This is a genomic window from Cupriavidus sp. 05L411, assembly GCF_056398045.1.
The window spans coordinates 55,812-69,975 of the sequence record NZ_JBFTOQ010000036.1; the positions used below are offsets into that span (position 1 = coordinate 55,812).

Below are 14,164 nucleotides of genomic sequence, written 5' to 3' on the forward strand. Positions count from 1 at the left end.
CCGGCAATCGCTCCACCTTTCATGGGTGACAGGCCAGCTCGCGCGGCCCAAATCGTGCTCTCTTCCGAAATCGTGCTCTCTTCCGATTATCCGGGCCTAGAAGTTTTCTAGACACACCTCATTTCCTCGAACAAGTATTAAATCAATTATGTTTAAGGCATATTCTATATCAATTCGGCATTCTCAAGAATCCGCTCGACACAGCCATCTCCGAATCTCTTAAACGCCTCCTTCGCGCTTTCCTCAATCTTTATCCTTGACGAAGTATAGTATGATTTCGCATCGACTATTGCACGCAAAAATGATTCCACATCTCGCTCAACAAAATTAACTCCATCCAGCACTACGTCAAAGCCAGAAACTGGAAGTTCGGTTGATATCAGAACACGACCACTCGATACCGCCTCAATAACCTTAAAAGGAAATAGCCCGCCCGAATCCTCGGCGAGCGGCTCATGGGGATTAAGTATGATATCGCACCCTCTTACTATCCTATAAAGCTCCGCCACGGGCACCGCACCATGAAAAATTAGCGCTGTCGTCTTTCTATTTGACATATCCTCAAAGGCTTTAGCAAGAGGACCAATTCCCGTCACATGAAGCTCATATCCGAACGGTAGTCGCTCCGCCAAAGCCAACACCAGATCAGCACCCTTTTCGACATTCAGCTGTCCGAAATATCCGACTCGGACGATATCATCTGATGCCGAGAAAGGGAGCGCCGATCCGTTATCGAAAGATATTGCGAGTGGAACTATTCCTGGAAGCAGATAACTCGCCCCATAGCTGGATCCCAACCGTCTTGCCAGCGCACTATTAACAGAGAATGATACATCAACATTATGCTTTAGCATTCTCCAGGCGACCCAGTCCAATAACGGCTTCGGGCTGAAGCCGCGGCTTCTAGCAAAATGCCAATCTTCAAACTCAAAGACGACAGGACAATTGAATCTTCTTTTCGCAATCCGACCGAACATCGACTCAAACGCGTAACCGTTATACAGCCATACGAAACGGGCTGAGCCGAAGTCCTTAATAATCTGATCGACCAATCTACCGACAGACATTATGGCCGCTATTTTCGTAATCGTCGCATTGAAAAAGAACGGCATTTCGATTTCCCTAACGGAGACAGAACCGATCTTTCGATCATGCGCCCCCCAGCGAGCGCCTTTATTAATTCCACCTGTATTGACGAATATTATCTCACCATCTATTCTCGCCAATTGCTCCAAGATAAGCTCAATCTTTCTCGCGGCACCAAGGCTTCCTCTCGCCATCTCCGGCGCAAAATATGGAGCAACAAATATTATCATTTTTGAAACCTCTTCAGACTCCAGGAATCAGAATAAATACCGGAATTTCCATACCTCGTTGCGTAGCAAATTGAAACACAAACAAAAATGAAGCCCTTATCAAAACCAAATAAGGTTCCATTAAAAACACCGCAGAGCAGAAGATACCAAAACAACGAAGGGCCAAGATGGCGACCAAGGACTGCAAATATCACAAACCCACCCAGACCGTAGAATTGGATTACATTCAACACCCCATTGTCCAGTCCCGCCGCACCAGCTACGCCTGAAACACTGAGCACCCGATCGAAGGCAATCGCGTTCAGCCCAAAAAAATATCCTTTCTCGAAAATATCGTATATATTCATGAACGGTTTAACAAGTCTTGAAAATCCGGACGCCTCAACCGTATCATCGAAGATAGAAAACAATCTCGCATACCCATCGTAAAATGGCATCGAGAGGACTAGAGCCAAAATCGCGAATATTACATATTTTGTTCTCTTTAACAGAACACGTCGCTCACTCACCAATGAGTAAGCAACCAGGACCAGGACACCGGATAGTGTTTGCGCAAGCAATAGCCCCATCAATGTGATAATGAAGAATCTCAGACGCTTTTCGAAACTCTCAGTGCAATAGCAATACGCCACATAAAGTGAGAATGCGACGAATCCATAGTATGATGGCTCAGCAAAAAAGGCAGCGGGCCTAACGATTAACTCTTCACCAAGGACAAGGCCTTTTTCCAGTCCCCGCTCCAACCAATATGAAGCGAGCGTAGTACTCCGGACTTCATCCAACTCATCGCCGGAGATGGCTCCATACCACTCCCACGGCAAAAAAGTATAGACGCCAACCCCGGCCTTCAGCGCGATGAGTTGGACACTATTGACGATTACAAAAAAAATCTGAGATAAAAAAATGACCCTTCTAATGGGTCTGACATCCTCCACCATCCTCCACTTAATTCTTGCGGCACAGATAATCACGGATAGCACGAACCATTCTCTGAGAACTCGCAGGATCATTGACATCCAATCTGGCGTCCAAACAAACGGCAGGGTAGAAAACATCATCAGCGCCGCACAAAGGAGCAGAGTCGGCCTCATGAATGCTGCTGCTCCTCGCTTCAAAATTACCGCGGCGAAGAGCATTGAAAAGGCTGCGAACGAAACTGACGCAACTCCATTCCCCCCGATCTGGAGAAAGCTCATTAGCAGACTTGCCGCAATCGCCGCAATGATCACCGAGCGCTTACGTCGCATCGGCGCGCCCCTCACTATTCGAGCGGGCAGTTTCGGCGAACTCATCCTTGCGTTCACTATATTCATTTTCTTAGTAGAGTGATCGGATTACTTTTGCCGGATTTCCCGCAGCGATGCATCCAGGCGGCACATCTTTCACAACAACCGAGCCGGCTCCGACAATACTGTTATCGCCGATTGTGACACCCTTAGAAATAATTGTATTTGCGCCAATAAATACATTATCTCCGATAAATACGGGAATTGTTTTAGCTTTCACTATAGGACTAAGCCGCCTACCTTCAGGCTCAACCGGATGAAAATCGGTGTCGAAGATCACGACATTGGCTCCGATCAAACAATCTTTTCCAATCGAAACAGAGGTGACCGCACATATCGTCACACCGCTCAATCCTGAATTTTTCCCAATCTTAACAATCGCTTCTTTTGATAGTGTTCGCACAATAACTGGACGACACACGCCAAGTGCGGTGTATCTACTCAATGAGCAAAGAACCACTCGCTCATCTATTATTATTGCTGAACCCTGATGGCGATCAATTATCGGTCGACCATAGAATACAACTCGCCTTCCAACGGAGATCCCCAGCGCCCGATAAAATCGGCCAAGGATAGGCGATGCCATATTGCGAAGTAGCCATCCCGACATTTTTATTCCAACTCCTCAGAAAAATCGCCTGCGGCCACCGCGCGTTTCAGCTGAGTATCTGAGAAATTCCACCATGCTTCGCGTGAAAGAGCGCCAGACATCTCGACGGAGAATCTCTTCCTAATCAGGTTTGCTGGAACACCGCCCACAATTGAATAGGGTTCGACATCTTTAGCTACGACAGCTCCTGCGGCTACAATCGCGCCGTCTCCGATGGTAACCCCATCAAGAATGATTGCACGAGCGCCAATCCAAACATCGTTTCCAATTCTTACCCGTTCGCTCTCAGAAAAATTCTCTGATGAACAATATTCGTGCCAGATATCCTTTGACTTGGAATAAAACATTCTGTGAATTGATCTGCGAGATCTCGGATGTTGACCAAGGCCGCCAATAATAACCTCCGGGCCGACACAGGTGAACCTACCGATATCGCAATTTGAAACCACAGTTCCGAAATTTAGATAACTGAAACGGCCGAGTGATGAATTAATTACCTCCACCCTCTTTGAGAGGATATTCCCCCCCTCTAATTCCGATTTTCTATCGGAATATGCACTCCAGTGACATCGAATATTTCTCCCTCTCCTCAGAAAGAAAGTGTATTTAAAAAACCAACCAAATCTCTGCATCATTGTCTTTTTGCCCTCTCTTTTTCGAACAACAAGGGGGTGCTTAATATTCCCTTCTTTTTATATAGAACAAATGCCTCGAGAGTGGCCGTCGATGCTAATAATAATGCCGAAACTGCGACACCACTGGGAACCCCGAAAATTCTCATCACACCAAAGACGATAAATGCGTGCGCAATTCCCGCGATCGCTGAGATGGAATTCTGTATTGCTTCGCCGCCGAACATCATCAGAAAATAATTTCGCATGCCGAAGAATGCGATAGCTATATACCCGCAAACAAGAACGCGCACCATCCACGCTGCCAGTGGATAGTCTGTTCCATATACAATACTGAGTATTTCATCAGCCCAGATAAACAAGACAAGTCCAGGAATTAGTGCGGCGCCCAGAGATATACGGCAAATCTCGGTAGCCAACTTCTGACGAAACTTCGCATCGGATCTAACGCAAGCATCCGCCACCCTAGCGCTTAGGGAAGATGAGATAACCGCGTTTATCAATGCCAATGTTGTTACCAGCCTATTCGCCAAAGCAAAATTTGCTACGTCCTTCGCGCTACCGATCCACGCAATAAACCAAATGTTGGTCTGTAATATCAGATACGAAAACAATCCGGCACTAAGAGAGTGAAAAGATAGCCAAGAAAAGTCCTTAATCAATTTTGTGGCCGCCAAAACGGATTTCAGATTAACTAAACCTTTCTCTCTAGCAAATAATAGACCGACCAATATGGACACAGCGATTGCCACATTGTTAATTACGAATACATCAACCAAGCCCAGTACACCTCTGATAACCCAGAATATAACGAGAATCATTAACATCAAGGTGTTCGACAGCGCACCGGAGAATAGAGCAAACAGATTGAGCTTTCCCATAGCTCTAAATATGTCTGCCACAGTCAACTGAATCGCAAATAAGAAAATCCAGATACATACAGACGGAAGATGAGCAGAAATCTCCTCTACTGCACTGAAATGGCTTAGAGCACTCCCTCCGAAAAAACCAACTAGCAGTGCTATCGTCGCAGCGGAAACGCAGACAATGCACAAGATACTTCCAGCCGCATTAGCGAATGAAATTTTCAATACCTCTTCACTTTCGCTTCTTATTTTTGCAGCAATTTTTATGATTGTCTGCGACAGCCCAAGCTGTGAAAACATCGAAAAAAAATTGACTGCGGCGAAAGCAAAGTAGTACGCGCCAATCGTTTTAGATTGGGTCGATCTAGCCAGCACCATAGCTATTCCAATCGCGGATATTGCGGACATAGAACGGCCCGCCACCACGTAGAATAGATCCAGCCCGAGATTACCCTTGACCAACCATTTTATCTTCATCGGAATGGCTCGAAACGAGTGCAATGGGCTAGTCCTATAGGTGCGAAGCTATTGCTCATTATGCTGCTGCGTGTAGCTCTCTATAGTCTTTTGAATTCCAGACTCCAGGTTTATGGACGATCGCCAACCCAGGTTGCTTAGTTTACTTACATCTAATAGCTTACGCGGAGCGCCATCTGGCTTTGTAGAATCGAAATGTATTTCACCATTATATTGTGAATATTTAGCTATAAATTCAGCCAATTCCTTGATTGAGATATCTACACCGGTACCCACATTTATATGACTACACGAGGGGCGTACGCCATGAGCATATTTTTCTCGATCGAGATTCATGACAAAGACGCATGCAGATGCCATGTCATCCACATGTAAAAGCTCCCTCCTTGGCGAGCCTGTCCCCCACACCACAACCTTCGGTGCTCGTTCCGCTTTCGCCTCGACAAATCGTCGAATTAGCGCGGGAACGACATGGCTATTTTGGGGGTGATAGTTATCGCCTGGCCCGTATAGATTAGTTGGCATGACGCTGCGGAAATCTGTACCGTATTGCCGATTATAGCTTTCGCAAAGCTTGATACCAGCAATTTTCGCAATCGCGTAGGGCTCATTAGTCGGTTCCAGATGACCGGTGAGTAACGCATCTTCTTCTATCGGCTGGCGCGCTAGCTTCGGATAAATGCAGCTGCTTCCCAAAAAAAGTAATTTCTGAATTCCTGCACGCCAAGCCTGATGGATGACATTGGTCTGCATTATCAGATTCTGGTAGCCAAATTCCGCTGGATACGTGTTATTGGCATAAATTCCGCCCACCTTGGCCGCAGCCAAATAAACCTGGTCAATCTCTTCGGTTGCAAAGAAATTCCTCACGGCCTCCTGGTCTGTCAAATCTAGTTCTGAATGAGTACGCGTGACGATGTTCGCAACTCCGCTGTCCTGCAAGCGTCGAACGATCGCGCTCCCAACCATTCCACGATGGCCAGCTACATATATCCTTGGTTTATTGGCCATGACCGTCACTCCACGCTTACGGCAATCTCATAGCCGTGCTGTTTCAAGAGGGCATGGCGGCGAGCTTGGTCTAGATCATTTGCCACCATCTCTTCAATCATTTGATCAAGAGATATTTCCGGCTCCCAGCCAAGCTTCTCCTTGGCTTTGGCGGGATCGCCTAAAAGAGTCTCGACTTCCGCAGGCCTGAAGTAGCGAGGGTCCACCTTGACGACTACATCGCCCACTGCGACGGCAGGAGCCATATCGCCGCGAATCGCGTCAACAAGGGCTACCTCATCGAGTCCTTTGCCTTCAAAGCGTAGCGTCATGCCAAGCTGAGCAGCACTACGTTTGATGAATTCCCGTACGCTCACTTGCTTTCCGGTCGCAATGACGAAATCGTCCGCCTGCTCCTGCTGCAGCATGAGCCATTGCATACGGACGTAATCGTGTGCATGACCCCAATCACGCAATGCATCCATGTTCCCCATGTACAGGCAATTTTCAAGGCCTTGTGCGATATTTGCTAAACCTCGGGTCACCTTTCTGGTAACGAACGTTTCYCCGCGTCGCGGGCTTTCGTGGTTAAACAGTATGCCATTGCAGGCGTACATTCCATAGGATTCTCGATAGTTAACCGTAATCCAATAGGCATACAGCTTTGCAGCTGCGTAGGGGCTCCTCGGATAGAATGGCGTGGTTTCCTTCTGAGGAATCTCCTGCACCTGCCCATACAATTCCGATGTCGAAGCCTGATAGAACCGCGTCTTCTTTTCGAGGCCGAGAATCCGAATTGCTTCCAGCAGACGGAGGGTGCCGAGTCCATCCACATCTGCCGTGTATTCTGGGGACTCAAAGCTCACGGCAACGTGGCTTTGTGCGCCAAGATTGTAGATTTCATCCGGTTGAGTTTGTTGGATAATTCTAATCAGATTGCTACTATCACTTAGATCGCCATAGTGAAGGACGAAATTCCTGTTACCAAGATGTGGATCCTGATAAATATGATCCAGCCTTGATGTATTGAATGAGCTCGCACGGCGTTTTATGCCGTGCACAATATAGCCCTTAGCGAGAAGGAACTCCGCTAAATAGGAGCCGTCCTGGCCGGTAATCCCGGTAATGAGCGCAGTCTTCTGATTCTTCGTTTTCATGTCAATTTCCAGCATCTGATGATCTTTTGGTCAAGCCAGTTCGGTCTTAACTGCCTCATGGGCTTGCACGCGCCCGTATATGTCGTCAAAGCGAACGATATCGTCCTCGCCGAGATAGCTTCCACTCTGCACTTCGATGAGCTCAAGGGGCACGCTTCCGGGGTTCTCTAGCCGATGAATCGTGCCCAAAGGGATATAGCTGGACTGGTTTTCTGAGAGAAGGAAGGTCTCGGTGCCGCATGTCACGCGAGCTGTTCCCTTGACCACAATCCAATGTTCTGCGCGGTGATAGTGCATTTGCGTGGAGAGCTTAGCGCCAGGCTTTACCGTGATGCGTTTTACTTGGTAGCGCTCACCTTCATCTACGGCATCGTAACTACCCCAGGGTCGATAGACCTTGCGATGATCCGTGGCTTCTGTTCGTCCCTGTTTCCGAACCATATCTACAACGGCCTTGACATCCTGGCATTGGTCCTTGTGCACGACAAGCACGGCATCGGGAGTCTCGATCACCATGACGTTATCAATACCGGCGACGGCTACGAGTCGATGCGATGCGTGCACCAGGCAGTCCTTTGCGTTGTGCGTCAGAACATCGCCTAGGGTGACGTTGCCGTCTGCCTGCTTAGCACCGAGTTGCCAGACGGCATCCCAGGCGCCAACGTCGCTCCACTCGGCCGCGAACGGGACCATGCGCGCTTGCTTGGTGTGCTCCATGACTGCGTAGTCGATGGAATTGCTGGGGCATTGCTTGAACGCCTCCTCGGACAGACGGAAGAAGTCCAGATCCTTTGTGCCTTCGGCGACCGCATCCCGTGCGGCCCGAAGTATCTCTGGCGAGAAAGTATCGAGTTCCGCGAGGAATGCGGAGGCACGGAAGAGAAAGATGCCGCTGTTCCAGAAATGACTGCCCTCAGACAAGAACTGCGTCGCCCGCGCCAACGTAGGCTTTTCCTCGAACCGTACTACCTCGTGGCTTTGATCGGCGCAAAGCCCGCCTGCATTGATATAGCCGTACCCTGTCGCAGGCACTGTAGGCACAATGCCGAAGGTAACGATGGCCCCTGCCTGCGCCGCAGCAACTCCTTGCGTCACGATTCGCCCAAAGGCAGCAGCGTCTCGGATCAGATGATCCGACGGCAAGAGCAGCAAGAGCGGGTCCTGCCCTGAAGCCAGGACATGCAGAGCTGCAGCCGCTGCTGCGGGTGCGGTGTTGCGGGGATGCGGCTCCAGGATGAACGTTGCATCCTCGGTCCCGATTTCGCGCGCCTGCTCTGCGACCATGAAGCGATGTGCATGGTTGGTGATCAGCACGGGCGCGGCAATACCTTGTACTTCGCGAACACGCAGCAAAGTTTCTTGCAGCAGCGATCGATTGCTCAGCAGTTTGAGGAACTGCTTTGGGTAACCTTCGCGAGACAATGGCCAAAGACGCGTTCCAGATCCTCCACACAGAACGACCGGAATGATGACGGCTGGTGTTTCCATCCGAATTCTCCTTCTGCCAAATCAAAATTCAAACAGTGTCCACCTGCGTCTGTACGACGTAGGTGCGCTCGCCGCTAGGTGGCGGCGGCATGTCCCTGCAATTGGAGAAGCTGGGCGACCGAGATAGCGGCCTCCAAAAAAACTGCAAACCTCACAACTCAGGTGGCTGAGGGGGATCTGCAACCGAACGCAGTTGTCGCAGATCTAGCCCTGCCTCTCGCTTGAGTTCTTCCGCCCCGTTGGCTGACTATTCATCTTTGACCGGTCAGGCGCCGGCCTTGCCGTCGGAGATAGGAATGCCCGACGTTGACCCTTCGTTACGCAGCTGGTTACAGCCTACTTAGCACCTGACGCTTGTTGCGCGATGTCGTCTGGTGCGTAGCCATAGTACGCGTAGCGGTAACGACCATACTTCGATCCGTATCCATAACGGTAGGCATTTGGATCCAAGCCATTAAAGACCACACCATTGACATCGGCATTGGCCTGGCGCAGTTGCTTTGCTGATTCAGTCACCTCGCCAATGGTTGTCTTTTCAAAACGTGTAACCAGGAAAACTGTCCCGCATCTGGCAGCCAAAATCGCCGTATCGGAAACCGCGAGAACTGGTGGCGTGTCGATCAGGATTAGGTCGTACTGTCCGCCTACTTCCTGGAGTAGCTTTACCATCCGCTCGTTAAGCAACAATTCAGCCGGATTGGGTGGAATTCCGCCCGTACTGARGAAGTCGAGGTTTTCGAATACGTTCCGATGCACCGCTTGATCGAATCCCACTTTTCCGATCAGTACATCGGATAGGCCATTTGCGCGCTCCTTACCGAAGTACTGATTCAGGTGACCTTTGCGCATGTCGGCGTCCATCAGCAGCACGCGCTTACCGCCCGTAGCCATTACCACGGAGAGATTGGCGGAGATGAAAGACTTACCCACGCCCGGTGTGGGTCCGGTCAGCAAGACGCGGTTATTGTCAGCATCAAGCATTGCAAACTGCAGGGCTGTGCGAAGGCTTCGTAAACTCTCGATGGAGGGCTCGTTAGGGTTGCGATCGGCAAGTAGGAATTTGCCGCGCTTGCGCAGCCTGATCTCCTCAGTCAGGACGGATTGCGCTACGGACAGCGGCACGGTGGCGTAAACACTTAGCCCAGTATGCTGTTCGATGTCCTGGGAGTCGGTGATGCCTCCATAGAGCGCATTGCGCACAAACGCCGCGATGACACCAACTAATAGCCCGAGAATAGCGCTCAACGCAATAGTCAGCCCCTTCTTAGGCTTGATCGGTTCCTCAGGCACCGGTGCATTGTCCAGCAGGCGTACGTTGCCCACCTTTCCTGCCTTCACCAGTTTGAGTTGCTGCATATTGTTAAGCAGACCCACGTAAAGGTCATTGTTGACTTGTACATCACGCATGAGACGTAGGGTGTCTTGTTCCACATCCGGGAACGTTTTCATGCGAGCAGCCATGCCGTTCACTTTTGCGCTTAACGTAGAGATTTGCTGATCCAATGCCCGCACACCAGGGTGCGTTGATGTAAAGCGAGTCAGAAGCTCGGTGCGCTTCTGCTTCAGCTCAAGGAGGCTGGCTTCAGCGGTGACGCTTTCCTGCAAAAATGCTTTTCCTTCCTCACTCAGATTGAAGGTGTTGCGCTTGTTGCGCATATCGTTGTATTTGACTTCCGCACGCTCTAATTCGCTCTTAAGTTGCGGCAGCAGGTCGCCGAGGAACACCAAGGATTTCTCTGCTTCGGCGGCCTTTCTCTTGATGTTTTGAGCGACATATTCATCGCCGATATCGTTAAGAATACTTGCAGTAAGAACGGGATCTGTGCCGTCGAGTGAAGCACCGATGATGCCGCTTTGTTTTCCCTTCTCGGCTATTTTTAACTGATCCTGCAGTTTCTCCAGTGTCTGCAGCCGAGAGTCGCGCACCAACTTAAAGGCAGTGCCCGCCTTGGCTTTAAGATCGGTTACCAATAGAGAGAAACTCCCTGCACTCTGCTCTGCCTGTAGCAGTTGACCAACGCGCCCTTCCAACGGCTGGTCGAGGCTGCTTTGTTCTAGGCGGTATCGCCCGTCGCCCAACGCGATCAATTTGAACTTCTCCCCCTCCAAAGAGTCGGGCACGTCGAATTGCTCGACTGCGATCGATTCCTTTGCCCAAGCAAAGCCACCGAAACCCAGCAAACCCGGCTCGGAAATCCCCTTCGAACGACTGGCGATCCATGCACCGATAAAGGGAAAGTAGTTAGGTTTAGCCGAAATAAATAGATGCAGGTTGTCCACGGCTTTCCCCACAACCATGCGGGACCTGATGATCTCGATTTCGGCAGTCGCCTCTGCCTTGACGTCGAACAAGCTAGATACGTCTCCCAGCAAGCTATTTGCACTGTTGGGGTTGTCTTCGACCTGGATCAAGATATCGGCCTGATAGACGGGGCGCGCCAGGAACGCATAGGCAACACCAAGCGCGAGCACCACGCCCGCGATAGACGCGATCAGCCAACGACTGGCCAAGAGCACGTCCAGGTAGTGGACAAGATCGATCTCGTCTTCCGGAGGTCCGGGAACGGCGACTACAGGGGGGTTCTGGTTCATTGGCTCTACTGCGAATACTGTTAACGGAGCGCTTGGATGCGCGGCACCCAGGCTTCTACGCCGCGCTGAATCAGCTCCAGCGCGTTTTCGAAGGCGGGGAGTCCTTCACGATAAGGATCTGGCACATCGAACTTGGCGAGCTCGCCTAGCCGGAATACCCGGCCCGTTGTGGCCGGATGCAAGCTTTGGATCTCCTGCCGCTGAGAGTTGTCCATCACGAGGATCAGGTCTGCCTGCGTGGCGATGGCTCGGCTGAGTTGCCGGGCGCGATGGCCGCTAATGTCCAAGCCAAGACCGCTCATCAGCGCGACCGCATGCGGATCGGCCGACTGGCCTATCAACGCACCCAGGCCCGCCGAGACTACATTCGCCTGAGGCAGTGCTTGCTTGAGCAGCCCTTCCGCCATCGGGCTACGGCAAATATTGCCAATGCACACCACGAGTACCGTCTTGATCATTTCAGTGTGTTCGCGGTGGAGGTGAAGAAATTGCCGCTCGGGAGCAACTGGTTGATCACGCGGCTCCAGCGAACGACACCGGCAGCGTCTACGTACACCACATCTTTCGGCTTCAGCTCGAACGATTCCGCAAGCGCCAGCGAGACTGGTGACTTTCCGTCAAGGTGGAAGATCTGGGCTTCGCCGTCTTCGCTCTTGCGGATGACATAGAGTTCTTTAGCATCTGCTGAGAGTGGATTCACGCCGCCCGCCTCGCCAATTGCTTCATTCAACGTCAAACGGCCATTCCGCGGGAGCACAACTGAAGGGCGTACCACTTCACCCGTGACAAACACCTTGCTGTCTTCACGTTGCTCCACGCGCAGAATGTCGCCGTTGCGCAGCATGACGCTTGCGGGATCTATTCCCTGCCGCAATAGCGCGGGGAGATCGACAAAGAAATTCTTGCCTCCCCGCGAGATACGGATACGACTGTTATCGCCCGTTATCACATTGACACCGCCCGCACGATTTAGCGCTTCAACCAGCGTCATTGGAACGTCGTCAATGTTCTGCGGGCCAGGAGTCTTGACTTCGCCATCCAGGTAGACGCGCTTGCTGCGGAAGGCGAGCACACGCACGGTAACCTGGGGCATGTTGACGACGCTCTTGAGCTTGGTGCTCAGTTCACCGCGGATCTGGTCAGGCGTTTTTCCGAGAACATTGAGCACGCCTGCATACGGAAACTGGATGGTGCCGGCGGGACTGACTACATAGCCAGGCACATTAGCCGCGCCGCTGTAGTTGGGGATTTCGTACGCGGAGCCAATCGAGTATGTCTGTGTAGGAAACACCAACTCAGGGTGATCCCACACCACAATAGAGAGGATGTCGCCAACGCCAACCGTATAGGCCTCAGGCTCACCAAACAATTCGCTCACCGATGCATTTGTCGGCGTGGCAGCAGCCTTCATAGCCCGCACCAACGCCGGCGTAATCTTCGTAACCTTGGGCACAGACTCAGGATCTTCCGGATCAAGCGGACGCTGCGGATCAAAGCGCATGCCCGGCGCTAGCGCGCAGGATGCCAGCACCGGAATCGTCCCCAGCAACAGCAACGCTCTACGGAAAGACAGAAGGCTTGAAAGCTTGAACACGTCTTGAAAATTCCCTTGATACCCGAAAGGTCCGCGCTCCTGGCCGTCTCCTGGCTTGGGATTGCTGCGACGAATCCGCTTGCTCAACATGGCACACGTCGGTGCCTTTCCGCTGCGGTAACTTGCAGGGCAGAGATGAACGTTGCGGCGGTGGCTTCTTGATGCCTGCACGCTTTGCTCTTGCAGTGCATCACTGCGCGAAGACCGGCGAAGTGTATGGCGCTTGGGGGTAGATCTTCAAGGCGAAGCAGGCGTTTTTGCCGTGTTTTCTATCCCTACTGAAGAGTGGACCCGACAAAAGGAGGGATGCCCCTAAAAGGGGTAATGCAGAAGAATTTGGTTTGTGTTCATGATGGAGTTTCCTGCCTCTGTTGGTATGTTGTCACCCGATTGGGCTAAGCGATTTCTGTCGATTTTCCCGGGTTTTTCGCGTTTTTCCGCTGGTGCGCAGCGGAGCGGCTTGAGGATGGATCGAGCCAACTCGTCGTCCGATTGCGCTGGCCACGCGTTGGCCATGTAGGGGCCATGCATGGCTTTCACTTCCCCACCAAGGGAGGGATCAAATAACTTGGGAGGGACTTCCCCGGCGATGCGATTTCGTGCTTGCGTGGAGATTTAAAGAAGGCTTTGTAGCGAATCAGAAAACATCATGTTGTGATGTATCTTTGCTGCGCTCTGTGACTATTGCCGATTGCAATGCCCGTAAAAAAGAAGGGTGTAGGCGCGGGGAGTGCCTACACCCTATCGGGAATTAGCAAGGGGTCACGCTTGCTGGTGCTGATTATTGGTGCACATGTCTATTACAGTTACCCCGCTAAGGTAGGTGCCACGCTTAGGTGGGGATAAGAATGTGCTGTCGCCGTTGAGATGGCATTGGCGGCCCGGCAGAGCATGCCTTTGTCCAGACATTCTTACCCTGCGCCGGGGTGGGTCCTACCAAGGCGGGGTACCGACACTGCATGTGCCTAACGAGAATGGTTCGCTGTTGCACTGGTTGTCACCTTGAAGGGCGTTGTTGCATAAATCGGACTTAAAAACACAGAGACTCCTGTGATCCGAAATTCAGACGATGTGGACGGACTTCGGGCGTGCAAGAGCCGCCATGCGGTTAAGCACGCCTACGCGGATCGCCACTTCTGTTGCTTGCGAGCCGATG

At 51.4% G+C, this 14,164-nt stretch carries 12 protein-coding genes; 1 reads left to right on the forward strand and 11 read right to left on the reverse strand.

Annotated features, from left to right (window positions below):
* Positions 1 to 164: 164 nt before the first annotated feature.
* On the reverse strand, positions 165 to 1,316 hold the full coding sequence (locus AC1DQR_RS30535; protein WP_477134345.1) for a glycosyltransferase: 1,152 nt from the start codon (positions 1,314 to 1,316) through the stop codon (positions 165 to 167).
* Positions 1,313 to 2,407 carry a hypothetical protein gene (locus AC1DQR_RS30540; protein WP_477134346.1) on the reverse strand — a complete coding sequence of 365 codons (1,095 nt, stop codon included), beginning with the start codon at positions 2,405 to 2,407 and terminating at the stop codon, positions 1,313 to 1,315. The genes AC1DQR_RS30535 and AC1DQR_RS30540 overlap by 4 nt, the downstream gene beginning before the upstream one ends.
* Between AC1DQR_RS30540 and AC1DQR_RS30545 the strand changes: the two genes are divergently transcribed.
* Positions 2,406 to 2,645 carry a hypothetical protein gene (locus tag AC1DQR_RS30545; protein WP_477134347.1) on the forward strand — a complete coding sequence of 80 codons (240 nt, stop codon included), beginning with the start codon at positions 2,406 to 2,408 and terminating at the stop codon, positions 2,643 to 2,645. The two genes, AC1DQR_RS30540 and AC1DQR_RS30545, sit on opposite strands and share 2 nt — an antisense overlap.
* Here the strand turns inward: AC1DQR_RS30545 and AC1DQR_RS30550 are convergent.
* The 9 genes from AC1DQR_RS30550 to AC1DQR_RS30590 form a co-directional block, all read right to left on the reverse strand.
* Positions 2,634 to 3,188: a DapH/DapD/GlmU-related protein gene (locus AC1DQR_RS30550; protein ID WP_477134348.1), complete on the reverse strand. Its 555-nt coding sequence runs from the start codon at positions 3,186 to 3,188 to the stop codon at positions 2,634 to 2,636. The genes AC1DQR_RS30545 and AC1DQR_RS30550 overlap by 12 nt on opposite strands.
* Positions 3,189 to 3,214: 26 nt before the next feature.
* Positions 3,215 to 3,559, reverse strand: a complete 345-nt coding sequence (locus AC1DQR_RS30555; protein WP_477134349.1) for a DapH/DapD/GlmU-related protein — start codon at positions 3,557 to 3,559, stop codon at positions 3,215 to 3,217.
* 284 nt (positions 3,560 to 3,843) lie between these two features.
* On the reverse strand, positions 3,844 to 5,187 hold the full coding sequence (locus AC1DQR_RS30560; protein ID WP_477134350.1) for a lipopolysaccharide biosynthesis protein: 1,344 nt from the start codon (positions 5,185 to 5,187) through the stop codon (positions 3,844 to 3,846).
* A 48-nt stretch (positions 5,188 to 5,235) separates the two neighbouring features.
* Complete coding sequence (gene fcl, locus AC1DQR_RS30565; protein WP_477134351.1) at positions 5,236 to 6,198, reverse strand: GDP-L-fucose synthase; 963 nt, start codon at positions 6,196 to 6,198, stop codon at positions 5,236 to 5,238.
* Positions 6,199 to 6,203: 5 nt separating this feature from the next.
* Entirely contained in the window at positions 6,204 to 7,334 is a 1,131-nt protein-coding gene (gmd, locus tag AC1DQR_RS30570; RefSeq protein WP_477134352.1) for a GDP-mannose 4,6-dehydratase, read from the reverse strand.
* A 30-nt stretch (positions 7,335 to 7,364) separates the two neighbouring features.
* Positions 7,365 to 8,822, reverse strand: coding sequence for a mannose-1-phosphate guanylyltransferase/mannose-6-phosphate isomerase (locus tag AC1DQR_RS30575; protein WP_477134353.1), 1,458 nt, complete (start codon positions 8,820 to 8,822; stop codon positions 7,365 to 7,367).
* A gap of 336 nt (positions 8,823 to 9,158) precedes the next feature.
* Positions 9,159 to 11,414: a polysaccharide biosynthesis tyrosine autokinase gene (locus AC1DQR_RS30580; protein ID WP_477134354.1), complete on the reverse strand. Its 2,256-nt coding sequence runs from the start codon at positions 11,412 to 11,414 to the stop codon at positions 9,159 to 9,161.
* 20 nt (positions 11,415 to 11,434) lie between these two features.
* Positions 11,435 to 11,872, reverse strand: a complete 438-nt coding sequence (locus AC1DQR_RS30585) for a low molecular weight protein-tyrosine-phosphatase (protein ID WP_477134355.1) — start codon at positions 11,870 to 11,872, stop codon at positions 11,435 to 11,437.
* A complete protein-coding gene (locus tag AC1DQR_RS30590; protein ID WP_477134359.1) occupies positions 11,869 to 13,008 on the reverse strand; it encodes a polysaccharide biosynthesis/export family protein in 1,140 nt (379 codons plus the stop codon). Before AC1DQR_RS30590 ends, AC1DQR_RS30585 begins: the two co-directional genes overlap by 4 nt.
* Between the last annotated feature and the right edge of the window lie 1,156 nt (positions 13,009 to 14,164).

Excerpts from the sequence above, each read along its gene's own strand:
- AC1DQR_RS30535 (WP_477134345.1), bottom strand. The coding sequence starts at position 1,316 with ATGATAATATTTGTTGCTCCATATTTTGCGCCGGAGATGGCGAGAGGA.
- AC1DQR_RS30545 (WP_477134347.1), top strand. The coding sequence starts at position 2,406 with ATGAATGCTGCTGCTCCTCGCTTCAAAATTACCGCGGCGAAGAGCATT.
- AC1DQR_RS30540 (WP_477134346.1), bottom strand. The coding sequence starts at position 2,407 with ATGAGGCCGACTCTGCTCCTTTGTGCGGCGCTGATGATGTTTTCTACC.
- AC1DQR_RS30550 (WP_477134348.1), bottom strand. The coding sequence starts at position 3,188 with ATGGCATCGCCTATCCTTGGCCGATTTTATCGGGCGCTGGGGATCTCC.
- AC1DQR_RS30555 (WP_477134349.1), bottom strand. The coding sequence starts at position 3,559 with ATGTTTTATTCCAAGTCAAAGGATATCTGGCACGAATATTGTTCATCA.
- AC1DQR_RS30560 (WP_477134350.1), bottom strand. The coding sequence starts at position 5,187 with ATGAAGATAAAATGGTTGGTCAAGGGTAATCTCGGGCTGGATCTATTC.
- fcl (WP_477134351.1), bottom strand. The coding sequence starts at position 6,198 with ATGGCCAATAAACCAAGGATATATGTAGCTGGCCATCGTGGAATGGTT.
- AC1DQR_RS30575 (WP_477134353.1), bottom strand. The coding sequence starts at position 8,822 with ATGGAAACACCAGCCGTCATCATTCCGGTCGTTCTGTGTGGAGGATCT.
- AC1DQR_RS30585 (WP_477134355.1), bottom strand. The coding sequence starts at position 11,872 with ATGATCAAGACGGTACTCGTGGTGTGCATTGGCAATATTTGCCGTAGC.